The organism is Marinomonas sp. S3726, from assembly GCF_000967665.1.
Lineage (GTDB): Bacteria > Pseudomonadota > Gammaproteobacteria > Pseudomonadales > Marinomonadaceae > Marinomonas.
In genome coordinates this window covers 123920-150244 of record NZ_JXYC01000006.1, presented here as the reverse complement: position 1 = coordinate 150244, position 26325 = coordinate 123920, and the positions used below count along the sequence as shown (strand labels likewise).

Annotated in this window: 23 protein-coding genes; 16 read left to right on the top strand and 7 right to left on the bottom strand. The window is 42.7% G+C overall.

What is annotated here, in order from left to right:
* Positions 1–17 precede the first annotated feature (17 nt).
* The 3 genes from TW85_RS06080 to TW85_RS06070 form a co-directional block, all read right to left on the bottom strand.
* Positions 18–896 (bottom strand): PhzF family phenazine biosynthesis protein, encoded by an 879-nt coding sequence (locus TW85_RS06080; protein WP_046016203.1) that lies wholly within the window; start codon positions 894–896, stop codon positions 18–20.
* An 87-nt stretch (positions 897–983) separates the two neighbouring features.
* Positions 984–1328, bottom strand: coding sequence for a MerR family transcriptional regulator (locus TW85_RS06075; RefSeq protein ID WP_046016202.1), 345 nt, complete (start codon positions 1326–1328; stop codon positions 984–986).
* Positions 1329–1379: 51 nt separating this feature from the next.
* Positions 1380–1826 carry a hypothetical protein gene (locus tag TW85_RS06070; RefSeq protein WP_046016201.1) on the bottom strand — a complete coding sequence of 149 codons (447 nt, stop codon included), beginning with the start codon at positions 1824–1826 and terminating at the stop codon, positions 1380–1382.
* Between the two features lie 443 nt (positions 1827–2269).
* On the opposite strand from TW85_RS06070, the gene TW85_RS06065 reads away from it, so the two are divergent.
* The 10 genes from TW85_RS06065 (at position 2270) to TW85_RS06020 (ending at position 15225) form a co-directional block, all read left to right on the top strand.
* Positions 2270–3244 carry a dipeptidase gene (locus TW85_RS06065; protein ID WP_046016349.1) on the top strand — a complete coding sequence of 325 codons (975 nt, stop codon included), beginning with the start codon at positions 2270–2272 and terminating at the stop codon, positions 3242–3244.
* Positions 3244–3786, top strand: a complete 543-nt coding sequence (locus TW85_RS06060) for a DUF5943 domain-containing protein (protein ID WP_046016200.1) — start codon at positions 3244–3246, stop codon at positions 3784–3786. The genes TW85_RS06065 and TW85_RS06060 overlap by 1 nt, the downstream gene beginning before the upstream one ends.
* Positions 3787–3921: 135 nt before the next feature.
* Positions 3922–5979 (top strand): NADH:flavin oxidoreductase, encoded by a 2058-nt coding sequence (locus tag TW85_RS06055; RefSeq protein ID WP_046016199.1) that lies wholly within the window; start codon positions 3922–3924, stop codon positions 5977–5979.
* 152 nt (positions 5980–6131) lie between these two features.
* Positions 6132–8114 (top strand): (Fe-S)-binding protein, encoded by a 1983-nt coding sequence (locus TW85_RS06050; protein ID WP_046016198.1) that lies wholly within the window; start codon positions 6132–6134, stop codon positions 8112–8114.
* Positions 8114–9340, top strand: a complete 1227-nt coding sequence (locus TW85_RS06045; RefSeq protein WP_046016197.1) for an electron transfer flavoprotein subunit alpha/FixB family protein — start codon at positions 8114–8116, stop codon at positions 9338–9340. Before TW85_RS06050 ends, TW85_RS06045 begins: the two co-directional genes overlap by 1 nt.
* Positions 9330–10106 (top strand): hypothetical protein, encoded by a 777-nt coding sequence (locus TW85_RS06040; RefSeq protein ID WP_046016196.1) that lies wholly within the window; start codon positions 9330–9332, stop codon positions 10104–10106. The genes TW85_RS06045 and TW85_RS06040 overlap by 11 nt, the downstream gene beginning before the upstream one ends.
* 414 nt (positions 10107–10520) lie before the next feature.
* A complete protein-coding gene (locus TW85_RS06035) occupies positions 10521–12035 on the top strand; it encodes an ABC transporter substrate-binding protein (RefSeq protein ID WP_071210268.1) in 1515 nt (504 codons plus the stop codon).
* 123 nt (positions 12036–12158) lie between these two features.
* Positions 12159–13034 (top strand): ABC transporter permease, encoded by an 876-nt coding sequence (locus tag TW85_RS06030; RefSeq protein ID WP_238326171.1) that lies wholly within the window; start codon positions 12159–12161, stop codon positions 13032–13034.
* Entirely contained in the window at positions 13034–13837 is an 804-nt protein-coding gene (locus TW85_RS06025) for an ABC transporter permease (protein WP_052701925.1), read from the top strand. Before TW85_RS06030 ends, TW85_RS06025 begins: the two co-directional genes overlap by 1 nt.
* Positions 13837–15225: an ATP-binding cassette domain-containing protein gene (locus tag TW85_RS06020; protein WP_046016194.1), complete on the top strand. Its 1389-nt coding sequence runs from the start codon at positions 13837–13839 to the stop codon at positions 15223–15225. The genes TW85_RS06025 and TW85_RS06020 overlap by 1 nt, the downstream gene beginning before the upstream one ends.
* Before the next feature lie 63 nt (positions 15226–15288).
* On the opposite strand, the gene TW85_RS06015 is transcribed toward TW85_RS06020, so the two are convergent.
* Positions 15289–15717 (bottom strand): MarR family transcriptional regulator, encoded by a 429-nt coding sequence (locus tag TW85_RS06015; protein WP_071210266.1) that lies wholly within the window; start codon positions 15715–15717, stop codon positions 15289–15291.
* Between the two features lie 122 nt (positions 15718–15839).
* Between TW85_RS06015 and TW85_RS06010 the strand changes: the two genes are divergently transcribed.
* From TW85_RS06010 to TW85_RS06000, 3 genes are all read left to right on the top strand, one after another.
* Positions 15840–16286, top strand: a complete 447-nt coding sequence (locus TW85_RS06010) for a DUF2798 domain-containing protein (RefSeq protein ID WP_052701923.1) — start codon at positions 15840–15842, stop codon at positions 16284–16286.
* A 107-nt stretch (positions 16287–16393) separates the two neighbouring features.
* On the top strand, positions 16394–17194 hold the full coding sequence (locus TW85_RS06005) for an AraC family transcriptional regulator (protein ID WP_046016192.1): 801 nt from the start codon (positions 16394–16396) through the stop codon (positions 17192–17194).
* A gap of 155 nt (positions 17195–17349) precedes the next feature.
* Positions 17350–17973: a LysE family translocator gene (locus TW85_RS06000; RefSeq protein WP_046016191.1), complete on the top strand. Its 624-nt coding sequence runs from the start codon at positions 17350–17352 to the stop codon at positions 17971–17973.
* 19 nt (positions 17974–17992) lie between these two features.
* On the opposite strand, the gene TW85_RS05995 is transcribed toward TW85_RS06000, so the two are convergent.
* Positions 17993–18874, bottom strand: a complete 882-nt coding sequence (locus TW85_RS05995) for an AraC family transcriptional regulator (RefSeq protein WP_046016190.1) — start codon at positions 18872–18874, stop codon at positions 17993–17995.
* A gap of 163 nt (positions 18875–19037) precedes the next feature.
* Between TW85_RS05995 and TW85_RS05990 the strand changes: the two genes are divergently transcribed.
* Positions 19038–19424 carry a hypothetical protein gene (locus tag TW85_RS05990; RefSeq protein ID WP_046016189.1) on the top strand — a complete coding sequence of 129 codons (387 nt, stop codon included), beginning with the start codon at positions 19038–19040 and terminating at the stop codon, positions 19422–19424.
* Positions 19425–19507: 83 nt separating this feature from the next.
* On the opposite strand, the gene TW85_RS05985 is transcribed toward TW85_RS05990, so the two are convergent.
* Positions 19508–20350, bottom strand: a complete 843-nt coding sequence (locus TW85_RS05985; RefSeq protein WP_046016188.1) for an SPOR domain-containing protein — start codon at positions 20348–20350, stop codon at positions 19508–19510.
* A 122-nt stretch (positions 20351–20472) separates the two neighbouring features.
* Positions 20473–20889, bottom strand: a complete 417-nt coding sequence (locus tag TW85_RS05980; RefSeq protein WP_046016187.1) for a YqaA family protein — start codon at positions 20887–20889, stop codon at positions 20473–20475.
* 284 nt (positions 20890–21173) lie between these two features.
* Here TW85_RS05980 and TW85_RS05975 point away from each other — a divergent pair, with 284 nt between their 5' ends.
* Positions 21174–22808, top strand: coding sequence for a methyl-accepting chemotaxis protein (locus TW85_RS05975; protein WP_046016186.1), 1635 nt, complete (start codon positions 21174–21176; stop codon positions 22806–22808).
* A gap of 374 nt (positions 22809–23182) precedes the next feature.
* A complete protein-coding gene (locus TW85_RS05970; protein WP_046016185.1) occupies positions 23183–26302 on the top strand; it encodes a glycoside hydrolase family 15 protein in 3120 nt (1039 codons plus the stop codon).
* Positions 26303–26325 lie beyond the last annotated feature (23 nt).

The window sequence follows — 26325 nt, the reverse complement described above, 5'->3', positions numbered from 1 at the left end:
AATTCATGTTAATCAATTCAAACATTCACACTTAACCAACGGCTCACTTTGGCCCTACCGCCCACACTGAGGCTTTTTATCTCATCATCTTCGAGCTTTAGTTCAGCCTTTAAAAGGCTCGGGGAAGGGACTTTCATGGCATAACCTTGCTCTATGATGAAGCTTGTTTGGTTTACCTTTTTTTGATCATAGAGATAGCAAGCAAGCGGGCCTGCAGCCATGCCAGTTGCCGCCTCTTCTAAAATCCCATACCTCGGAGCAAACATGCGACTGGTCGCAGCAGAAGACGCTAGGTGGGTATCTAGACTGAAAACATAATAGCCAATCAGGTCTAACTCTTCAGAGATGGTTTGAATCAAATCATAATCAGGTGAAATATTGGCTAATGCCTGTTTATCCTTCACTCCGACTAATAAGAAGGAATTCCCTGTATTCACCAGAAGAGCCTCGTCACTTACCTCTTCTGAGGTTAGGTTAAGAGAGCTTAGAACTCGCGCTTGATACTCAGGTAAGGCTTGATAACTTGGTGCCAGTTGCGTCATAAAAGCAGTCCCATCAGTAACAGAGACAGCACGGATACCATCTATCGTTTCTTTTGAGGTATTTTCTTGCGGAATTAAACCTTTACTAGCAAGCAGATTAAAAGTCGCAATGGTTGCATGGCCACAATGGGCTATTTGACGAGTTGGTGTGAAAAAATCTAACTTAAAATCCGCAACATCAGATAAAGAAACAAATGCGGTTTCAGATAAGCCCACTTGCTTAGCTATGCTCAATTTTTGTGCGTGACTTAAATCATCCGCATTAAGCACAACTCCAGCAGGGTTACCTCCCACTGATTTCCCATCCTGAGTTTGAGTAACAAAGGCATTCACAATAGCGACATCTAGTTTCATTTTATTAACTCCTACTTTATATATTTTGCCTAGGAGTTCATGTACTCCTGAAGGCGATAAAGTGAGGTTAACAAGTTAGAGCATACTCTAAGTCAAACCTTTTAAGCGTTTAATTTTCTCGCTGGTCACATCAATATAATGATGAATATCTTCTTGCTGATTTTTAAGCTTCAACAAGTGTTGTTCCAAAATATCCGTCGCTAAGGGGCTATCATCTGCTTCAAAAGCAGCAACATAGGTCTTAATTTTATTAAGGGACATGCCCGACTTTTTTAAGCAGGCAACCCAATTTAATAGATCAACTTCTTTTTCACTAAAGGCTCTATGACCACTGGCATCTTTAGCAGGTGTTTTAACCAATCCCTGCTTTTCATAATAACGTATGGTATGGGCACTAAGGCCTGTTTTACGGCTTACATCAGCGATCTTCATGAATAAACAAGCTTCCTTAATCCAAAAAGGTGAGACCTAAAAAGTTTATGTTTAAAGCAGTTTTCCCCGCTTCTTTAAATACTTAAGGTAGATAGTACAGGTCAAACAACCACCCCAAACAATACTGACAATAGTCACACCTAGGCTGCCGGCCACATCTAACCAGTTTTGAGTGAATATCCAAAACACAATGGAGCTCATGTCAAAAATCAGCAAGGTTAAACACCAAAAAATGGCACTTTGCTTCATCTGATATAAAGAAATTAACACCAAGCTAGCTAAGGATATATTGCCAATAAACTTTACTAAAAAGCTGGTATTGCTAAAAAGGGCTTGGTAAGCGAACTCACTTGGCATCACATCAAAACTATGTACCAAGATAACGACAAAACAATGGCAAATCATCAAAGCAAAAAAGACGATATACAAGCATAACAAGGTCGGTTTTTTCACCGTAAGTCGAGAATCTTCATCCGTATCATGGGAAGAAAGTAGCAAGAGATTTTCCTAATTTATTCAAATTACAGGGTTGGAATAATACTAAACAAGTCACCGCTAATATAGAGACAAGTTTGATTAGCGCCCTCCATATACCTATAAACGACAAACCTAAATCTAGCGTATTCTTTTTCCGATAAAAAATGCCCAAGAAACAAACTGAAAACACACAAAAATAGGACGCTAATGGGCAAAAAAGGCCCCTTATTCAACCCTGCAAGCCTACCAAATAAGAACCCATCTCACCTAGAACCCGCTCTTTATAAGGCATTGACGCAAATTCATGAGTACTGACGCAAGCGAGATAAGCTCTGTCGTTTTTAAGCAGATCACCATTAAGGTGCAGTGGCAGACTGATGCAATCTAAAGAAGATGCAACTGAGCTTTGTTTGTCACAGGTCAAACACTCTTGCATCACAAGCAAATTACAACCGGAGACTTTTATGAGCAGCTTACACAAGGATTCTATTATTATTGATGGACTTGTTATCGCTAAAGTTAACAGGGAGCTATTCGAAGACATGCATAAAGGCGGCCTAACCGCGGCTAACTGCACGGTGTCAGTTTGGGAAGGATTTCAAGGTACGGTTAATAATTTGGTTGAGATGAACAACCTCATCGAAGAAAGCAATGATTTGGTGATGCAAGTTCATTCCACAAAGGACATTTTAAAAGCAAAAGAGCTTGGTAAAACAGGCATCATCTACGGTTTCCAAAACGCTCACGCATTTGAAGATCAAATCGGTTATGTGGAAATCTTCAAAAAGCTAGGTGTGGGTATCGTGCAAATGGCTTATAACACTCAGAACCTTGTGGGTACTGGTTGTTATGAAAGAGATGGCGGTTTATCTGGTTTCGGCCATGAAATCGTTGCCGAAATGAACCGTGTTGGTGTGATGTGTGACCTATCTCACGTAGGTAGCAAAACCTCTGAAGAAGTCATCCTAGCTTCTAAGAAACCAGTTTGTTACTCACACTGCCTACCTTCTGGCTTGAAAGAGCATCCACGTAACAAGTCTGATGAAGAACTTAAATTCATTGCCGACCACGGCGGCTTTGTTGGCGTTACCATGTTCACACCTTTCCTTAAAGCGGGTATTCACGCCACAGTCCATGACTATGTCGAAGCAATCGAATACGTCGTCAACCTTTGTGGTGAAGACAGTGTTGGTATCGGTACTGACTTTACTCAAGGACAAGACCAACAATTCTTTGAGTGGTTAACACACGACAAGGGCTATGCTCGTCGCCTAACTCGTTTTGGCGAAATCGTTAATCCACTTGGTATTCGCACCATTGGCGAATTCCCTAACCTAACTGACGCCCTAAGTGCACGCGGCTGGTCAGATTCTAAAGTTGAAAAAATCATGGGCCAAAACTGGGTCAACGTTCTTGCAGATGTATGGGGAGAAAAATAATGTCACAAAAACCAGGTACTCACGCACCAGAAATGCCAATCGAAGTTAACGACGAAACTGGCGTATGGACAACCGACGCACTACCTATGCTGTATGTGCCTCGTCACTTCTTCATCAATAACCACATGGGTATTGAAGAAGAGTTAGGCGCAGAAGTTTACGCACAAGTGCTATATAAAGCAGGCTATAAATCAGCTTACTACTGGTGTGAAAAAGAAGCTGAGTGTCACGGTATCAGCGGTGTTGATGTATTCGAACACTACATGAAGCGCCTTTCTCAGCGTGGTTGGGGCATATTTACAACTCAGTCAATCGATCTAGAAGCGGGTACTTGTACTGTTCGTCTTGATCACTCTGCGTTTGTTCTACAAATGGGCCAAGTTAACCGTAAAGTTGATTACATGTTCACAGGCTGGTTTGCCGGTGCCATGGATCAGATTGCACAAAGCTTAGGCTATAAAGTGAAAACTCAAGCGCTTCAAACCCAGTGTGCGGCCGAAGAAGGCATTGAGTTTGGTCTATTTGAAGTTACTCCCCTATAAATTGGATGGCCATCTAGGTGGCCGTTTTAGCTAATTTAAGATTTCACTGACGAATCTACTTACTATTATAAATATAACGAGTCACTGAGGCGGACACAGAATAAAGTCCGCCCGATTTGTTTGAGGACAGTACACATGGCTTATGAATCCCTTTTTCAACCACTAAACATTAATAAATTGACCATTCGTAACCGAATTGTCAGTACCGCCCACGCTGAGGTTTATGCAACTGATGGCGGTATGACAACCGACCGTTATGTTAAATACTATGAAGAAAAAGCCAAAGGTGGCTGTGGTCTGTGTATTTGTGGTGGTTCCAGTGTGGTTTCCATTGATAGTCCTCAAGGATGGTGGAGCTCGGTTAACCTATCTACCGATCGTATTATTCCCCATTTCCAAAATTTAGCGGATGCTGTGCATAAGCACGGTGGCCGTATCATGATTCAAATTACCCACATGGGCCGTCGCTCTCGTTGGGATGGTGGTAACTGGTCTAACCTGCTTTCACCTTCTGGTATTCGTGAACCTGTTCACCGTGCTACTTGTAAAGTCATCGAAGAAGAAGAAATTCATCGCATCATCAAAGACTATGCGCAAGCCGCTCGTCGTGCCAAAGAAGGTGGTTTAGACGGTGTCGAATTATCGGCTGTACACCAACACTTGATCGACCAATTCTGGTCTCCTCGTGTTAACCAAAGGGACGACCAATGGGGTGGCAGTTTCGAAAACCGTATGCGTTTTGGTATGGAAGTGCTTAAAGCTGTCCGTGAAGAAGTGGGTCCTGACTTTGTTGTTGGCTTACGTATCTGTGGTGATGAATTCCACCCAGATGGCCTTAACCAAGACGATATGAAAGAAATTGCGAAATACTACAATGACACAGGTCTTGTTGATTTCTTTGGTGTTGTTGGTTCTGGTTGTGATACTCACAACACCTTGGCTAACGTTATTCCTAACATGAGTTACCCGCCTGAGCCATTCCTACACTTGGCTGCTGGCATTAAAGAAATTGTTGATGTGCCTGTTATCCACGCACAAAACATTAAAGATCCAAACCAAGCTGAGCGTATTCTAGATGCGGGTTATGTGGACTTCGTCGGTATGACACGTGCTCACATTGCTGACCCTCATTTGATTGCCAAAATCAAGATGAACCAAGTTGACCAAATCCGTCAATGTGTGGGGGCTAACTATTGTATCGACCGTCAGTATCAAGGTTTGGACGTACTTTGTATTCAAAACGCGGCAACCTCCCGTGAACACATGGATATGCCTCACCTATTTGAAAAGACTACAGGCAAAATTCAAAATGCGGTTGTAGTCGGTGGTGGTCCTGCGGGTATGGAAGCAGCACGTGTGCTGGCTGAACGCGGACACAAGGTGACTCTTATTGAAAGAGCACCAGAACTAGGTGGCCAGATCACGATCGCAGCGAAAGCACCACAACGTGACCAGATTGCAGGTATCACGCGTTGGTTTGCACTTGAATTAGCTCGCCTTGGGGTAGATCTAAAACTGGATACAGCAGCCGATGCGGCCATGATTCGTGATATGAATGCGGATCTTGTTATCTTGGCAACAGGGGGCACACCTTTCCTTGAGCAAAACCCTCATTGGGGTGCGGCTGAAGGGTTAGTTGTCAGCTCTTGGGATATCCTAAATGGCACAGTTGCACCGGGCGAAAACGTCTTGGTTTACGATACTATCTGTGAATTCTCAGGTATGTCTGCGGCTGATTACCTATCAAGCAATGGTGCGAAAGTTGAGCTTGTTACTGACGATACTAAACCAGGTGTGGGTATCGGTGGTACGACCTTCCCGACTTACTACAGAAGCTTGTACCAAAAAGAAGTCATCATGACCTCAGATATGATTCTTGAAAAAGTTTACCGCGAAGGTGACAAGTTAGTGGCGCTGCTTGAAAACGAATACACAGGTCAGCAGGAAGAACGCTTAATTGACCAAGTTGTCGTTGAAAACGGTGTGCGTCCAAACGAAGTGCTTTACTACGAGCTAAAAGCAGACTCTATCAACAAGGGTCAGATGGACATCGAAGCCCTTTATGAAGGCAAGCTTCAGCCTGCCATTAAAGATGCTGATGGCATGGTGTTATTCCGTATTGGTGACTGTGTGTCACAGCGAAATACACACGCGGCTATCTATGACGCATTACGTTTATGTAAAGAAATCTAAAGCCTACTAGGTGTTCACTAAGGTGAGCACCTTAACACAGCTTTAACTCCCTTCCTCTAGATTGCTACTCAGTTTAGGGGAAGTTTTAACACAGCTAAATTGAGCCTAGATCTTACATTTATAGGCCCTTTTCTTTAGATGGATGAGTTAGCATGCTAAATTCGCTATTACCTTCATTACTACCCTTCTTGGTTGTCCTAACCCTAAGTTTATGGGTAATTGGTGCCATTCGACGCATTAACATGTGGCGTCAAGGACAAGACAACCCGGTTGCTTTTTTCCCTGCGATAAAAGCCATTATTCCTCGTTACCTTAATGACCTTCACCATGTGGTGGAGCGTGATAAATACATAAGTAATACCCATGTTGCCACCGCAGGCGGTTTTGTTTTATCCATGGTGCTGATTATTCTTGTGTATGTCTTTGGCCTTGCACCAGAGATTTTAGGCAAGCTTTTACTGGCTTCCCTTGCGATGATGTTTGTCGGTGCGTATTTTGTTGCTAAACGTCGCATTAATCCTCCAAGCCGCTTATCTAAAGGGCCTTGGATGCGTTTACCTAAAAGCCTGATTAGCTTTTCTCTAAGCTTTTTCATTCTAACCTTACCTGCTTCCGGTGTGATTTCGGCAGATGCTTTTGGCTGGGTACTTGTTGTGATCCTTTCAGCCTTTAGCTTTATGGGCTTAACTGAAATGCTATTTGGTATGACTTGGGGCGGTCCGATGAAGCACGCCTTTGCCGGTGCACTGCATTTAGGTTTTCACCCACGCCAAGACAGATTCAACGGCGGTCGTTCCACTGGCCTTAAAGCCTTAGACCTGAATCGCCCTATGGTAGATAAAGACGCCAAACTCGGTGTTGAAATGCCTGCTGACTTTAAATGGAACCAGTTATTAGGCTTTGATGCCTGCGTGCAATGCGGTCGCTGCGAATCTATGTGCCCTGCTTTTGCTGCAGGTCAGCCGCTAAATCCGAAAAAAGTCATTCAAGACATTGTGATCGGCATGAGCCATGCGCAGGATGCCACCACAGAAGCTAATTACTATGGCTCTCCTTATCCGGAAAACCAAGGGGTCGAAGTTAAAGATCATAAAGGGGATATGCACCAGCCTATCGTCAATGGTTTGATCGAACCTGAAACGCTTTGGTCCTGTACCACTTGCCGCTCCTGTGTTGAAGAATGCCCTATGTTCATCGAGCATGTGGATGCCATTGTTGATATGCGCCGCTTCTTAACCTTAGAAAAAGGCCAAACACCTGGACAAGGTTCACAGGTTATCGACAACTTGATTGCCACAGATAACCCGAATGGTTATAACCCAACCCATAGAATGAACTGGGCGGCTGACCAAAACCTACCGCTAATGAAAGACGTTAAACGTACACAAGTTTTATTATGGATGGGTGATGCTGCCTTTGATATGCGTGGTCAACGTACATTAAGAGCCGTCGTGAAATTATTACGCTCTGCTAATGTTGAGTTTGCTGTGTTGGGCAATGAAGAGAAAGATTCAGGTGATTTAGCCCGCCGTTTAGGGGATGAAGCCACTTTCCAGCGTCTTGCTAATGCCAATATTGCCACATTACGCCAATATCACTTTGATATGATAGTCACAGCCGACCCACACTCTTTCCATGTTATTGGCAATGAGTATGGTGAGTTAGGTGGTCAATATAAAGTCTTGCACCACACCACCTTTATGAACGAACTAAGCGAGTCTGGTCGTCTACACTTAAAGGATGATTTACGCGGCAAAGTGACCTATCACGACCCCTGTTACCTTGGTCGTTATAATGGCGAATTTGAAGCCCCAAGATCATTGCTTAAATCCATGGGTGCAGATTTCGTTGAGATGGAACGAAGTAATTTCCGTTCACGCTGTTGTGGCGGTGGTGGCGCAGCCCCTATTACCGATATTCCAGGTGAGAAACGTATCCCAGATATGCGTATCGATGATGCGAATGCCACTGGCGCTGAGATAGTCGCGGTTGCCTGTCCTCAATGTGCTCTCATGCTAGAAGGTGTCGTAACACCTAGGCCAGAAATTAAAGACATTGCTGAGTTATTAGTAGAGCAGTTAGTGATACAAGATGCTGCTGAGGCTAATAAACAAGCGCCTGCGGAGGTTCATTAATGGCTAATCATGTTAAACGCGTTGATCCGCATATAGAGCGAATCAAACGTAACCGTTTACACCCAAGGCATTTGGAGCTAACCGCAACGGCTATCTCCATGGGGCCTAACGGTGTCATCAGAAAGGACCCTCATAAGATCGGCTTTATGGGGCCAAACGGTATCAAACGTATTGACCGTGCTAACTTGAATCAGGCCTCTGGCAGCTCTGTTAGCCAGATGCAAATTGAAGAGCAAAAACCGAAACATATTATCGAATCACCCACACGTTATATCGTGGTATTACCAGACCTTGCCGCTGGGCGTTTATCATCACACGATAAAGATGTATTGGGTTATGCCCATAGTCTCGCGAATGAAAATACGGCGGTTATTGCCATTGCGTTTGGTGAGCACAAAGAAACAGGTTGGCAAGATGCTGGAGTAGATCGTTTATTAGAATTAAATGACGATATTTACCAAGGTTTCTCGCCAGAAGCCCGTATTCAAGCTCTAGTACAAATTGAGCAATCTCTTGATGTTGCCCATTTCTTATTCCCAGATTCTATTGATGGTGGTGCAGATCTAGGCCGTCGTTTTGCGGCTGAGCTGGACTCTCGCCCTGTGACTCACGGCTGGAAGCCACTAGAAGACAGCATTATTTGTCGTGCTTCTGCTGGCACCCAAGATCTTACCAAAACATTAAGCAAAGTTATGTTGCTTGATGCCGAGGTAGCTGATCCGATTGACGAAACGCAACATGCTGCCAGCACCCTGGATGAGCTTGAATTAGCCGTTTCTGCTAAAGCCTTAATTAATGACCTTGGCATGTTAGCAGTTAACCCTGCTGATATTAGCCTTTCTGTTGCACCATTTATTCTCTCTGGTGGTAATGGTATTCGCGACTGGGATACTTTCCATCAAGCAGCAAGCGTCTTGGGAGCAACCGAAGGTGCAAGCCGTGTGGCAGTGGATGATGGCTTTATGCCAAGACATCGCCAAGTGGGTGCATCTGGTATTTGGGTTAGCGCTCGTGTCTATATTGCCGTGGGGATTTCAGGTGCGGTACAGCACCTTCAAGGTATCTCTCAGGTAGATAAGGTCATTGCCATTAATACCAATACCAAATGTGACATGATTAAACGTGCCGATTTGAGCATCATTGCAGACAGTACTGATATTCTTAACGCCCTAGTTGAACTAGTGCAAGCCCAAGAAGTTAGCGAGGGAGAATCACATGCCGCTTAGTCAACTAACGACACATACGCTTCTCTCTTTAGGTAAACACCCGCTTTCTGGTCGAACACGTCGTGCAGAGCAAGACGCTAAAGCCTTTGAACTCGCCGCAAAGCTAGGTCAATGCCTTGGCTTACATGCCGGTAACTACCAAGATGCTGATGCGCTTAAGTCTTTTGCTGGCATGTCTATTGCCCCTGTCTGCATCCTTGAGATAGAGCAAAGCTCTGATCCAGTGGCTGCTCTTAGCGCTTATTTCAAGCAAACTAAGAGCGATATCATACTCACAGGTAGCCAAGCTGAAAGAGGCGAAAGCTCAGGCATGCTGCCCTACCTACTCGGAAAATCCTTGGACCTACCTGTGATTAACCAAGTTTGTGAAGTGGAGCAAACAGAAACAGGGCTGAATATCACTCAAGCTTTACCAAGGGGGGCAAGACGCGCATTAAGTGTTAAGCCACCTTGTATTCTCATCATAGATGAGAGTGCACCTGAAGCCAGACAAACCGCCTATGGCGCAGCTATGCGTGCCGAAGTGGGTAAGCTACAAGGTTATAATGAAGCCGATTCCGATGCGGCGAATTTTAACTTTGAAGACGCCCGTAAAAAGCCTAAACGTATGAAGAAGATCAAAGCGAAAACCGCTGCTGATCGCTTTAAAGCAGCAACAGTGTCCCAAGCTAAAGGCGGTCAGGTAATTGAGCCTAAGACTAGCCAAGAAGGGGCAGAAGCGATTTTGAAGCTATTAAAAGAAGAAGGCTTAGTAAAAACAAATTAAAGTTTTAGCCCACTCTTCATAGATAAAAAAAACCTAACTTTTAAACTGACCCCCAATAGTTGGACATCCAATTATTGGGGGTCTTTTTATGTCAAAACATAGTCAATAGAGTAAGGATTAAGTTGCGAATCTCTCCCTAAATCTCAGGCATTTCATACACACATTGGGGCGAGAAGACCGACTAGAAAACACCTCAAACAAAAATCTAGTTTCGTTAGATTTACTCATATTACTGATTTTAGATCATTCAAAACGTTTTGATTATTGATTTTTCTGTAATAAAACATCGGCTATAACCCCTCATAATTACATACAAATACAGAAAAAAGTCTTACAGGCATTAATGCTATGTTATATCATAACGTTTTTCTAAAAATTACATTCCCCTTCGTTGATCCAAGAGCAAATACCTCTATGAAATATTTAAAGAAATCCTTGATCATTGCCGCTTTGGCAGGCGCAGCTTTGTTTTTACAGGCACAAACTATAACCATTACTTCCCCATGGGAGCTTAAATCCAAGGATCCAACCGTTGGCGGTTATGCATTCACACGTATGGGGATAACGGAAACATTAGTTAGCATCAATAAAGCAGGAGGACTGAAGCCTCAACTTGCTACTGATTGGTCTGTCAGTGATGATAAAAAAGTGTGGACTTTTACTTTACGCAACAACGTCACATTCAGTGATGGTGAAGCCCTTACTGCGGATGCGGTAATTCATTCCCTAGAAGTAGCCAAAGAGAAACCGGGCCCTTTGAAAGGCGTACCAATTCTTTCTATGCAGAGCAAGAATAACTCTGTCGTCTTTACCTTAGAAAAACCTTATACCTTGCTGCCCGCAGCATTAGGACACCATACTACGATGATTTTATCACCTAAAGCGTATGACAAAGATGGTGATGTCAATCAGGTGGTTGGTACAGGTCCATTTAATGTTAAAGAGTTCACTCCGCCACAGCGTTTGAGTATTGTTAAAAAAGACGATTATTGGGGAGAAAAAGCCAGCATTGATGAAATTGAATACATTGCGGCATCTCGTAGCGTAACTCGTGCATTGATGGCTGAAAGCAAGCCTTCCATTATCGCATACAGCCTTGATGCAGCCAGCATTAGCCGTTTGAAGCATAATCCAAAACTCGATGTGATGAGTATCATGTTGCCACGTGTTATCACCATAAAAGTAAACCATAAACACCCCTTCATGCAGGATATAAACGTTCGTCAAGCCATGAGCCAAGCCATCAATCGAAATGGTATTGCGGCCTCTTTGCTTCGTTCACCTGAAATTAAAACTACGCAACTGTTACCACCAAGCCTTTCACAATGGCACAACACAGATTTAGAACCTTTCCAATACAACGCTGATAACGCCAAAGCCTTGTTAGAAAAAGCCGGTTTTACCTTTAATGCTGAAGGCTATGCTGAAAAAGACGGCAAAGTTTTCGAAATCACAATGAGAACCTACTCTGACCGCCCTGAACTGCCATTAATCGCTAATGCGATCCAAGATCAATTCAAAAAAATTGGTATTAAAATGGACATTTCTATCGGCAGCTATACAGAAGTACCAGGTGGCCACCAAGACGGTACGTTAGAAGTCGCGCTAATGTCACGTAACTACGCAACCGTACAATCACCACTTAACAACATCGCCAGCGATTTTGGCCGTGGTGGCGCGGATTGGGGTGCAATGAACTGGGAAAATGAAGCGGTTGCCAAAGCGTTGGACGCACTTAAATTAGATAATGCCGATGATGCAGCCGATGCTAACCGTGCCTTGGTAACCCGTGCCATTCAAGAAGAACTGCCTGTTATTCCTGTCATTTGGTATAAGCAATCTGTTGTTGTATCAAAAAACCTAAAAGGCGTTTCTCTTGATCCTTTCGATACGACATACCGCTTAAATGAAATTGAGTTAGTGAAATAACACCCATTTAGACTAAAGGAAAAGACTGAACTCAGTATGAAAAGACAAACCGTTAACACTCTACTCAACATTCTCGCTTGGCGGTCCATCCAAGCTGTTTTTGTCGCGCTTTTCGTCGGCATTGTGTGCTTTTTTGCAGCACAAGGCTTAGGTGGAAACATGGCTTATCGCATTGCAGGTGGGCGCTATGGCATTGATTTGATGGATTCGAGCACAGCTGAAAGCGTTGCGCGCGAATTAGGGTTAGACCGCAGTTTATGGGTTCGATTGGTTGAATGGTTAGGCGATAGCTTAACCTTCAACTTCGGTAACTCATTAGTCAGTGGTTCCCCTGTCATTGAAGAAGTTGGGCACACTTTGGGCCATTCATTAACACTTGCCGGTGCGAGTATTGTGTTATCGGTTTTTATTGCCGTACCTTTGGGCGTCTTGGCAGCAAAACACCCGAACTCTTGGTTCGACAAGACTCTGTTATTTTGTAGCGTGTCATTAAAATCCGTACCGAATTTTGTGATTGGTATTTTATTAGTCATGTTGTTTGCGGTGCAGATGAAACTGCTGCCTGCTGCCGGACATGGTGATTTTTCCTACTTAATTTTACCTACTTTGACACTGGCGTTAGGGCTTGCTGCTGTCTCTGTGCAAGTAGTGAGAGATAGCACACTAGGCGTACGTAACTCGACATACTTTTTGTTTTCGCGAATTAAAGGTTTATCGGATGCGCAAACATTCCAACGTCATGGTTGGCGTAATTTGCTCGTCCCTGTCGTGGCCTTTTTAGGCATTCAGTTTATTACGATTGTTGAAGGCGTTGTGGTGATTGAAACCTTATTTGCATGGCCGGGTATTGGCCACAGTTTAGTCCATGCCATCTTTGCAAGGGATATTCCTATCGTTCAAGGTGCTGCGGTGGCAATGGGATTAATTTTTGTGGCGATGAATGCATTAGTGGATATCGCCGTACTGCTGCTCGATCCACGTGAAGGAGGTAAGTCATAATGAATATCATTACCTCTTTTAGCCTACTTTATTTCAAGCAAAAAATCGGACTTTTACTCTTCATAGTGCCTTGTATTTTTGCCTTAGTCGCACCCTTGCTTGTTGCGGGTAGTCCACATGATCAATCTTTGATGGATACACTCCAAGCACCAAGTGCTGAACACTGGTTTGGTACTGACCATTTGGGACGTGACATGTGGTTGCGCTTGGCCTCTGCGCTGCAAGTGTCTCTTGGTATCGCTTTGATCAGTACCTTTTTTGCCACTGGGTTCGGCACGCTAATGGGCGTTCTGTCCGCGCAATATCCAAAAACAGCGGATAAAGTCTTAAATTTAATTTCCAATTTATTTTTGGCTGTTCCTGGATTGTTATTTATATTGCTGTTCGCAACGATTGCACCGGGAAAGCTATGGCCACTCTTTTTGGGTGTCTCTTTGATTGCCAGCATCGAAATGTATCGTGTCGTGCGAGCGCAATCCATGATTATCGCTAACCGTGATGCAGTCGCCGCCTCTCAGTTATTGGGATTCACGCCATGGTATTTACTACAGAGGCACTATTTCCCAGAGTTGCGTCCGATTATCTTACGTTTGGCGGCTTTTACCTTGGCAACCACCGTTTTATCCGTCGCATCCCTTGGTTTTATTAACGTTGGTGTAAAACCACCCCGTGCAGAATTAGGCCTCATGATGATTGAACTCATGCCTTATTACTACGAAGCACCGTGGATCATACTACAGCCAATAATTGCTTTATTTATATTAGTTCTAGGATTAAATCTAATGATTGGGAAGAAAAAATAATGCTCGTTGTAAAGAATCTAAGCGTTAAGACGCTTGATGGGAACATTATCGTTAACCCAGTATCATTTGAATTAGTTGCTGGCGAAGCGCTGACCATTGTCGGCGAAACCGGTTCAGGCAAAACCTTATTGGCTCAAGCCATCGCCAATAATCTACCTGAAGGCCTAATCGCTGAGGGTGAGATTTACTTACACGATCAAGCCATTCACACCATATCTGCTGACGACCGCAATGCCTTATGGGGGAAAACCATCTGTGTTCTCCCACAGGAACCGACACGCTCGTTAGACCCTACTATGCATGCGATCAAGCAGGTTAAAGAAGGCTATCAGATAGTTAAAGGTTTAAACGCGAGTGACGCAACCGCTCAAGCCTCCCATGATTTTGAAAGCGTTAAACTGCCCCATGCCACACATAAATACCCATTTGAGTTATCTGGCGGTATGGCACAAAGGGTTGCGTTTTTAGCATCACGTTCAGGCGGAGCAACCTTCACTGTTGCTGATGAGCCAACCAAAGGGTTGGACGCTAATCGTCGTGATGATATCGCCAAGCAATTGCGCTCACTCATTGAAAAAAATGAAGGTGTCTTTACGATCACCCATGACATTGACGTTGCCCATCAGCTTGGTGGGCGCGTGATGATTATGCGTAAAGGCGACATCATAGAAGTGGGAGAGAGCCAGCAGGTTCTCAGCCACCCTGCCCATCCCTATACGCAAGAGCTTATTGATGCCGATCCACGTCGCTGGCCAAAAAGAGAAGCGAAAAGCAACAAGGGTCCATCCATAGTAAATGCGAAAAACCTCAGTAAAAGCCGAGGTGGAAAAGCACTTTTCAGCGATGTATCACTTAGCTTACATCCAGGGCAAATTATTGGTGTCAGTGGCGACAGTGGCTGTGGAAAAAGCACACTGGGAGATATGTTATTAGGCCTACTACCAAGCGACAGCGGTACAATCGAGTGGGCACATAAAAATAACGAGAAACATAAAGCACAAAAACTCTTCCAGGATCCAACAGATGTGTTTTCTGCTCATGTTCCTTTAAGAACTAGCTTCAATGATCTGATGAAAAAATATCACATCGGCCAAGATAAGCTAACAGGGTTACTTGCCGAATTACGACTGGATGAAGGGCTGATTGACCGTAACCCTGATCAAGTCTCAGGGGGAGAGTTACAGCGCTTAGCAATTGTCCGTGTGATGTTACTCGACCCCACATTTATTTTTGCTGATGAGCCTACTTCACGTCTTGATATGTTAACTCAAAAAGCTGTCATTGAAGCGCTAGTCAATGTGGTAAAACACAGTGACGTCGCCATTATGATTGTGAGCCATGATAAGGCCTTACTAAGCAGTGTTTGTGATGAATTGATTACCTTGTAACTATTCTGACGCTTTAGTTGAAGCTATGAGTATAAAAAAACCAGCCTCGGCTGGTTTTTTTATTTAACTCTTCTGTAAATTCTCAACCATTTGACTTGAGAGTTGATCAAACTGATCAATTTTCTCCTGTGGCATGCCTTGATGCATCTTCTCAATAATGGTTTTTTCAATGCTCAATACCTTGTTCAAAGTAGCCCGCCCATGCTCAGTTAATACAATCAATTGGCTGCGTTTATCATTTGGGTTCGGCTCTTTACGAACCAGTTCCTTATCAATTAACTCTTTGATAAGGCGGGTAATTTGCGCTTTATCTCTATCTAACGCTTCAGCAATATCAACCGCAGTACAGCTTTCTAAACGATTCACACAAAATAAAGATTTGATATGCATAGGAACAATATCAATGCCTTGGTCTCTTAACGCCCTTAACACCATAGATTTAAATTTATGAGCAAGCACCATAAAAGGGTTTGGCATCTTTAATTCTGACATAAGCATTCCAAAGTAGTTGACATTATCAATTATATTTCTTAGGATGCGCTCCAATCTAGTTGATATTATCAACCATATTCAGAGTGCACTTTAAAATCTCACTAATGAGAGGAAATACAATTATGCCTAAGTTATTGAAAAAGATCGCCATTGTAGCATCAATCATAGTTACTCTAGTGGGTAGCCTGACCTTTGTTATGACCTATCAAAATATTGGTTTCACCGATAATTTTGTCCACCAATGGCTATCATCATTAGCACTAGCCGCACTTATCATGGCTCCCATTGGCTTCTTACTCATGACCTTAGTAAGCCGTTTTGTTAAAAAGTGCTTACCCAATACTAGCGACCTGAAACGCAATTTTGTCGTTGGTTTTAGCATGGCTGTCATAATGGAAAGCGTCATGGCATTCGTAACGACCTTAAATAATTTAGGTATGACAAATGCTGCTGAATTCGCTCAAAACTGGTTTGGCGCTTTCACTCTAGCGCTACCTCTAGGTATTTTCATTGCCTTAATGATGACCCTTTTCATCAAGCCCAGACTAGAAAGATACATGGCAAGCTAGGGAGATTTTCACCGCTCAATTTTATCCTATACGGCTTTACCAGTTCCAAGGCTATAATCTCTTTAAATAGAGGTCATTTAAGTTAGTGAGAAAACGAGAACATGAGCATGGAAACATCAAAAATATGGAGGAGCGATACGTTTAAAGGCGTCGAGCTTCTCTCTGCTCGCTACAACAAATTTGAGTTTTCAAAGCATTGGCATGATGAACTAGCCATTGGCATGATTGAAGAAGGTGCTGAAGGGTTATATTATCGCGGCCAAAACTTAGTCATTTCCAAAAGACATATAGTCGCGATTAATCCTGGCGAAGTACATACTGGCTTCTCAGGCTCAAAGCAGGGCTGGCAGTACCGTATGTTCTACTTTAATTTAGCTGAACTTGCCACTCAATTTTCCCAGCGAGACTTACCTATTGACCCTATTATTGATTCTCCAAAGATCTATGATGAAGCACTCTTTGATAGCTTACGACAGCTGCATATATCCTTAGAGGAACCAGCTTTCCTGTTAAGTAAAGAGTCTTTATTTGTATTGGCACTTGATAAACTTTTCACTCAGTATGGCTCAGCTAAAGAACAGGCTTATCTAGGGATATCAAAAGCGGCAAGCTATAGGGCAAGAGATTATATCCATGATAATTTTGAAGCTAACCCATCATTAACTGAGCTAGAAGCTGTCACGAATTGCTCAAAGTTTCAATTGATCAAACACTTTAAAACCCTGTTTGGCATCACGCCACATCAATACTTAATCCTCATAAAAGTACAAAAAGCGAAAGGGCTTCTCGCTAATGGCGCAAGCTGTGTAGATGCCTCGCTTGCTTGCGGTTTTTATGATCAAAGCCACTTCACTCGTAATTTTAAAAAGGCCTTTGGTACCTCTCCATCAAATTATCAAATCCTCTAGTTATTAAACGCTCTACTTTATAAGCTCTCTATAAGTAACGCTTCACACTATCAGCACTAACCTAAGTAATCTCTTCAAACCTCAAGGGTCAATTTCATACAAGAGACTCAGGCTTCTATCGAATAAAATTCACCTTCATTATTAGGAGGATCTGTATGAGTTTATTTTTAATTTGGTTAGGGGTGATGTTTCCCCTAGTGTTTAGCCCAGGCCCTGCAAACATAGTATTTGCAGCATCAGGTGCAAGTGTTGGTGTGAAACGATCTATTCCATTAATCGCGGGTGTCGATACAGTCTTTTTAGTGAAGTCCATCATCATAGGCTTTGGGCTAGGTGAAGTGTTAAAATCTCAGCCTGAACTGATGAACACTATGCAATTATTAGGCGCTTTTTACTTATTTTATTTAGCCTATAAATTTGTTCAGAGCAGCACTTCTAAACTTGATAAAGAGTCACAGTCCCTTGGTTTCATTGATGGACTAATAGTGCAGGCATTAAACTCTAAGGGCTGGCTAATGGTCTTTTTAATGTTCACGCTATTTTCTGATCAAGCCCAACAAGAATTTGGACAGCAAGGCATCATGCTGCTAATTATCTGGCTCGCCATCTTAAACATTTCTATCCACTTTCTTTGGGTTTCCATTGGCGATTTATTGTCAAAAATATCGCGTAGCTCTACCTATGAAATGGCACTGAATTACCTTTATGCCGCTAGCTTAGCCCTTGTTAGTGCTTGGCTACTGATTGAGAATCCTATGCTGATAACACTCTTGAGCTAATCCGTACTTAATCATTGCTTTAGGGTTTCAAGTAGTCACTCGGGCTTTTGCCATAGAGGCGTTTAAACTCTCGGGCAAATTGAGTTGTACTTTTATATCCAGTATAAAAAGCGGCTTCTTGCACCTGACAGCCTTTTTCTTCCAGCAAGACTTTGGCCTTATCCAATCTAAGCTTTTTCAAATACTGGCCGGGAGAGTGTTGCGTAATTCGTTTAAACACACGATGAAAAGTCGACTCTCCCATATTCACTTTACTCGCCAGTTCCGTGATGCTGATACTTTGATCATAAAATTGATGCATCCATTTTAATGCCTGATCAATCCTAGCTAAGTCAGTATCCATCAAGGTTAACTGATAAAATTCACGCCCTTGATTACTCACCAAGACCCGATATAAAAGCTCCCTAAGAGTTTGCTTACCTAATAAAGCACTTTCTTGGGGGTTATTAAGCATAAGTATCAAGCGACATAAAGTAGCTTGAATATCATCGACAATGGGCGAAACAAAAATACCTCGGCTGGCTTGTTCGGTTTCAATACCCTTAAGCTGATGTTTGAAACTTTCCACTTGGTTTAGCTCGAAGACAATTTTAGTCAATTGCTCTAAATCAATATCCAAAGCTATGGCCAACATAGGATTAGTCGAGGTCGCTAGAATCTTACACTCAGCAATAATAGGCACAGGGATGACAAGATAGTTTTGTTCATCATAAACATATTTTTGCCCTCCTAGATAAACATCTTCCGAGCCTTGCAAGATGAAAATGATTCCCTGAGCATAAGTAATAGGCTCACTAATGTAGTGCTGAGATGCCTTAAATACACTAACTCCCTCGATATTACTTGGATTAAAACCTTCATTGATCGCCAGAGAGCTCAAGACCTGAATCACATTATCCATACATAACCATTGTTTAGCGTTTTGATTAGCAAGCTTATAAGCAGAGAAAAACAAGTTCAAGAATGAGAGAGGATTAGGCAGGTGTTTGCAAGTTTTAGATCTTCTTAAAAATAGAGCTCAACCTAGAATAGCTAAGCATATTAAGTCAAATAAGAGGTTTCTTATGCCATTAAAAAAGCACATTCATTTATTCTTTTATGCCTTTGTTACTTGGGCAAGTTTTTACATTTTAGGATTACCAGATTATTACCAAGGAAGGGCCTTGGAGATAAAGTTTATAATCTGTGTCTTGGTAACCTTACTCTACTTCCCTGTCACCCGTTACTCGCTTAAGAAGTTTTGGAATGATGGCCGTTATCTTAAGAACTCGCTTTGGCTTGCGCTTTACCTCACCTTGCCGCTATTTCTGTTCGATTATCTATTATTGGCTTGGTATCAAGGGCAGGGCATAGAATTTGTTTATCCTTATTGGTACCTAACATTCTTCTATTTTTCTTTCTGGATTCAGTTTCCCATCGTAGCTTATTTAATGGTGAAAAAAGCATACTAAACAAAGCCTAGATACTAAGTGTCAGGCATTAAAAAAGGACCTCTCGGTCCTTTTTTAACTGGCTTGTTTCTTAGCGAGTTTGCTTAGAAGGGTTCGCCATAATAATCACTCACAAGGCAATCTTGGCGGCTTAGTACTAGCTGCTTGCAAGTATCAACAGCAATTCGCTTATCGTAATAAGGGCCAACTTTTAAGCGATAGTACTGCTTACCTTTCACAGTGGCCATCTCAATCACAGGCTCTTTACCTGCTAACAGGGTTCTAAACTTAGTTGAGATTGGTGCCCAAGCTCGGTTAGCGCCTGCTTCTGAACGATGAGAAACTAGCTGTAAGCCATACTCACCTGGCGTTTTCTTACGCTTAGTTGTTTTTTGTTCTGCTGCTTTTTTCATGAACTCAGCACGAACATAGTTATCATTCGGTACTTCGTATTCTTTTTCACGAGCCATGGCTTCTTCTGCTTTCGCTTCTTCCATTAGACTCATTTCAAGATCTGTCATCATCAGATCTTCAGCATCAATTTTATTCATTTTCGCAACAACAGGTTCTTCACGAAGAGGGGCGGCTTGTGCCTTAATCTTCTCTGCTGTCATGTCTTCCTTGTCCATTTTTTCACTGGCAGCCATTTTTTCAGCAGGCGCCATTTTAGTACCAGCTGTTGTATTACCAGACTGAAGTTCAGCAATTTCACCTTCTAACTTGGCGATTTTAGCTTCAAGCTGAAGTACATTATCAATCTTAGGTTTGATGCTTTCCCACTCAGCAACGGACTGAGCCATTTGCTGTTCCATTGTGATAGGTTGTGTCTCAACAACATTGCCTGCTGGTGATAACATAGAACAGCCCTGTAGAGCTGTGACGGCTAATGCAAATGCAGATAGCTTAGTCAGTTTTTTGGTTGAAGTAGCAGCGAGTTCTAGTTTCACGTGAATTCCTTAGCGTTATCAGCGTTCAATTCTTAATCATGATTCTAGCGGGATTAAATTTTGACGTCACCCTAAAAAAGCACTTAGCTTAGAATAAATCGTGATCAAACAATGAATTGAACCTAAATAACCAAGAATAAGAGCATTGAGTATCGCAATGACTTTCCAATTAGCACCAAAACGAAAAAGGAAGCAAAGTTAACCTTAAGCAAGCCAGCCACAAAGCAAAGCGGGTCTCCAATAATTGGCAACCAAGCAAATAACAAACTTGCTCTGCCATATTTATTAAACCTTATCTGGGCTTTATTTAGCTGTTCTTGAGAAACAGGAAACCACTTCTTCTCTTGAAAGTGCTCAAGATATCCACCTAACCACCAGTTCACACACGAACCAAAGGTATTGAAAAGACTTGCGACAACAGCCAATCCAATAAGAGAAAGACTCGTATCATTTGCATAAAGCAGTAGTAGAGCTTCGGACCCCATAGGCAACAAGGTTGCACTTAAAAAAGCCGTCAGCGCTAGGTATAAATATTCCATATCAATCAGCAGTAAACTAAGACCGCGTCATACTAGCACTTCTCATAAATAAAGAACCAAGTTCACATATGAGATATAAGATTTTTTTATGTATTTAGCATTTCATTCCATAAAATCACAACTTCATTGAAGAAGCCTGTTAGCTTGATTTACATCAAGTCTTGGCTCAAACATACCAGTAAGCTTGTCGTTAGAAATAAGAATTACTTATAGGTGATTCACTTTTTAACATAGAAAAATGTTCCCTCGTTTCTCTAGGAAGCTGCGAACAAGTAGGATGAAAAATGTTTAATGCATTAAATAATATTCAAATACGTTACAAGCTTTGGGCCATCATAGTACTTATGTCGTTAGGTACTTCAGGCTTAATAGGCGTTTCGCTTTACTCCCTTTATATGACCCAATTTCAAGACAGGCAAGATAGGACCAAGGATTTGGTCGAAGTCGCACACAGTACCCTCTCTCACTATTATCAAGATGCCCTAGAAAAAGGCACAAACCAAGACCAAGCAAGACAACAAGCATTCGAAGTAATCCGAGAATTACGCTACGAAGGCAAAGAGTACTTCTGGATAAATGACATGAACTCCACCATGTTAATGCACCCTATTACTCCGGCTCTCGAAGGCAAAGATATGAGCCAATTTGAAGATGTGAATGGGGTGAGAGTCTTTGCAGAATTCTTAAAAGTCGTCGAAAAAGATGGTGCTGGTTTTGTCGATTACATGTGGCCCAAAGCAGGTGAAACAGACGCTACTGCTAAAAATGCTTATGTGAAAGCCTTTGAGCCTTGGAGCATTATTATCGGTACGGGTGTTTATCTGGACGCCTTACATCAGCAGTTCTTCCATAATCTCATACGTTTTGGCATTGCGGTTATCCTACTGACGCTTTTCATTGGTGGGACCGCCCTATTCATCATCTATTTAGTAACCTCTCGGGTCATTATGCTTAAAGACATTATGTTAAGTGTTGCTGAGTCAGGTGATCTAACCCAGCGTGTTGATTTTTCGAGCAAAGATGAACTTGGTGTAATGGCCTCGTCTTATAATCAAATGATGGAATCCTTCCAACAAATCGTAAACAAGGTCGGCAGCTCTAGTTCTCAGCTTGATCATATCGTAGTGCAGTCAAACCAGATCAGCGACAAGACCACACATGGGGTTGAAACCCAACTTAAAGAAACCGAGCAAACCGCCAGTGCTATGCTCCAAATGGCGGCCAGCGCTCAGCAAGCTAATGACATTTCCGCCGAGGCAAGTAATAAGGCTCAAGAAGTACAACAACAATCAAAACAAGGTCTAGCCATTATCACCAGCTCCAACGATAGCATTAAAGGCTTGGCTGAAAATGTCGCCCATGCTACCAACTCTATTCACCAACTTAGAAACAATGTGATGAATATCGAAACCGTGCTTGAGGTAATAGGTCAGGTATCGGATCAAACCAACCTACTCGCCTTAAATGCCGCTATTGAAGCAGCAAGAGCGGGAGAACAAGGACGAGGCTTTGCCGTGGTAGCGGATGAAGTCAGGCACCTAGCTCAAAGATCACAAGGCTCTGCAGTTGAGATTCAAGACATGATAGAAAGTTTGAGGAACCAAACACTCGCTACTGTAGATATCATGGAAAAAGCACAGACCATGGCCCAAGAAGGGGTTGAGCAAGCCGTACAAGCAGGCACTAGCTTCTCTGATATTAACCATGGCATCAAAGAGATCTCACACTTAAACCAGCAGATCACCTTAGCCTCCCATGAGCAAACCCAAGTGGCCGAAGAGATTAGCCGTAACATAAACAACATTAATTCGGTGACTGAAGATACCTCTCAAGACAATAAGGCGATGGAAAGCAACATCGTAGAATTAAAACAATGCGCTGGCCAACTGAGAAACTTAATCACTGAATTCTCAACCTAGGTGCTTTTATCCACACGCTGAGGCGGGAGGACTTAATCGTAGGTTCCCTCGTATTTAGAAAAGATTAAGCAAAATAAAAAAAGCGGTTTATCGTATGATTAACCGCTTTTTTTATTTTTACACTTTGTCATAGAACTTGCATAAGACTATTTTAGACAGGCAAGATAATAAGATGCGATAGCATGGCTCGATCGTTTTACCTGAGTAGATGTTTATTTGTCTGTCGATAACAAATTGCTTCTGGCGAAACATATTTTTGCAACACCTAGGTGTTAATAATAATGATTGGCTAAGCACTAAACTGACGCTGACGGAAATTTTTTAGCATTGTTTTTTAGAACTTAAGCGTTTTCTCAAATCAAAGGAACTTACCAATGACGTCTGTAATACCTGATAAGTTAGAAGCTCTCTATCAACATATTAATCAGGTTATTTTATCTCGGCAGCACCCTGTGACTGGTCTATTTCCTGCCAGTACCAGTATTAATAACCATGGTAACTATACTGATGCCTGGGTGAGGGATAACGTCTATAGCATTCAAGCTATTTGGGCGCTTTACCTTGCCAATAAACGTAACGGCAACCCACAAAAACGTGCCTACGAATTAGAGCACTCCTGTATCAAAATGATGCGCGGCCTTTTATCCGCCATGATGAGACAAACTCGCAAAGTAGAAGCATTTAAACACAGCCTTAATCCTGCTGATGCACTACACGCAAAATACGATACAAAAACTGGCTTAGAAGCCGTAGCGGATGATGCTTGGGGCCATTTGCAAATCGATGCCACCAGCTTTTATTTATTGATGCTGGCGCAAATGACAAAAGCGGGCTCTAAAATCATTTTCTCCCGCGACGAAGTCAACTTCATTCAAAACTTAATTTATTATATTTCAAGAACTTACCGCACTCCTGATTATGGAATTTGGGAGCGAGGCAACAAGGTAAATAATGGTAAAGCAGAGATAAACGCCAGTTCTGTCGGCATGGCAAAAGCCGCGATGGAAGCATTAGATGGCCTTAACCTCTTCGGTGATGATGGCCCTAAGTGGGCAGAGATTCACTCCTTTGCTGATGCGGTTGCACGAGCGTCATCTGTACTGGCGTCCTTATTGCCAAAAGAGTCCCGCTCTAAAGAGGTCGATAGCGCCCTTTTAAGTATTATTAGCTTCCCTGCTTTTGCCGTGAGAGACATTAAACTTGCTCGTAAAACACGCCTTGAAATTATCGATAAGCTAGGAGGCGAATACGGCTGTAAGCGCTTCTTACTTGATGGACACCAAGTAGCTCTTGAAGATCAAAACCGTATTTATTATGAGTATGATGAACTCATCAACTTTGAGCATATTGAGTCCGAGTGGCCGCTCTTTTTTACCTATCTCTATATCGACCGCTTATTTGCCAGAGACTGGGAGAGCGCCAATCACTATCGTCGAAAACTAGAAAGCTTGATGATAGAAAAAGATGGTCAAATGTTATTACCAGAGTTGTATTCTGTGCCCTTTGATAAGGTACAAGCAGAAAAAGAAAACCCAGGTTCGCAAAAGCGTGTCGCCAATGACAACCTCCCGCTTGTGTGGGCTCAGAGCCTTTATCTTGTGGGTAAAATGCTGGATGAAGAACTCATCACTACCCGAGATCTAGACCCTATCGGCTTGCATCCAAGACAACACCAAAAGCCCGTGGTTAAAACCTCTATGGTGATTTTGGCGCAAACGGAGGCAACTAAACAACGTCTGCTTGATGCGGGGGTTTTATGTCAAACCTTAGAAGACATAGCCCCTTTAAAAGTCATGAGTTGCGAGCAGCTTATTGATACTTATCGCCACCTTGGGGTATCTAGTAGCTTAGGTTTAAGCGGCCGCCCTTCTCGTGCCTTAAATAGCATGGCAACCTCACAGCTGTTTTGCATTAATGAGCAGAATTACCTGTGTTTATCTTGGATTCAGAACGAAGACAAAGACTATCGCAAGCTAGACCCAGACTTAATCAAAGACTATATCTGCAACGAATTAGACAGCATTCACGAGCACTGGTATTACCCAGCAAATCCTGTGTTTACCCTCTTCATCGAAGATGCTGTTGCCGCGATGAAACACAGTGATCAGCTATTCGAGTTTTTGCGTCAATTACAGAATCATGAAACAGAAAATTATGAAGTCTTACCTCAATCAGCGAAGAACGCCTTTAAGTCTGGTATTCGCCGAAGCATCACCCTAGATAAAGATAAGAGCCACGCTTTAGAAGCGAAACTCAGTGTGCATCAAGCCCCTTGGCCTGTCACACAAGATGAGTTTGAACATCCATCCATGTCTTTGGTATTAAAGTCTAATGATGAGCTGTTATTGCTTCTTAACCAAAAGCCAAACATGACCTTAGCAGTTGATTGCTTACTAGAGCTACATAAGCGCCAAGCCTTGGTGCAAACCATGCCATTTAGCTCGCCAGCCATTACCGCTTATAAGGTGCTTGAGTCTGTTTACACCCAAGCCCTGCTTCACGAGAACTGGGGAGCCGTAAGGCAACTGTTTGCGATTTTAATGCAACCAACTACAGACCTTGCGACCTATATTGCCGATATCACAGTGCGTCAACGCCAGCTTATTTTAGGCGAAGCCCATAAGGCTGAGATACATATTCGCAACCCATTGCATCAAAACGAGATCTTTGAACTGATAGAAAGAATCTCACCTAACCCCATCGCTAAGGTGATTTACCACGAGTTAATTGCGATAACAGGTGCACTAATTCGGGCAAAACCTGACTATTTCAATGGGGTTCGCACCATTCGCTTGCATCACTTTGCACTGCTTTGTGCCAAACAAGCTGGCATGGATGAGGGAGAAGATGCCTTTTTAACCTTGGCTCAGCTTTCTCCCCATCAGCTTTATCGCATATTTGAGCGTGTGTTAGACCAGAAACATCAGGCACATAATAAGGGGATGTCAGGCTTTTCTTATGGTGAAATGTTCAGCTCACAACGTGATGAAAATGATTTAGATATGACAGATCTAGATTGGTTTGATTGGCGTTTAGAGCAAGGCATGATCACCAAATTGCCAGAAGCCTTCTTAACTAAAATATGGTCTGGCCTTAAGCATGCTCCAAGTATTATTTTTGGCGACAAACAAAGTGATACCGTATTGAATTGTCAGCTCACGTTAAAGTCTATGACCGCAGGGGAAGACACCTTTGCACTCTTAATTGAGCGTTTAACCTATGACATACACCCAAGCTGGTATAAAAGCCTGATATTTGAAGCATTGAATGCATATTTACTTTACTGTGAGACATACCCTGATTGCACTTTTGAAGCCGATGTAAACCTACCACTGATTGTCAGTCACTGTGTGGAAGAGTTTGTGCGTCAAAACAGCCATCATGATTATTCACTTACTGAAGAAGAGAATGCCGCTTTAATCGAGTTTGCCCAACTTCCACCAAGCAAAATCAACCAGTATTTATTGCTTTCTGTGGCAGCACTACATGGTTAGCACGCATCAGCCTTAACCCTTGA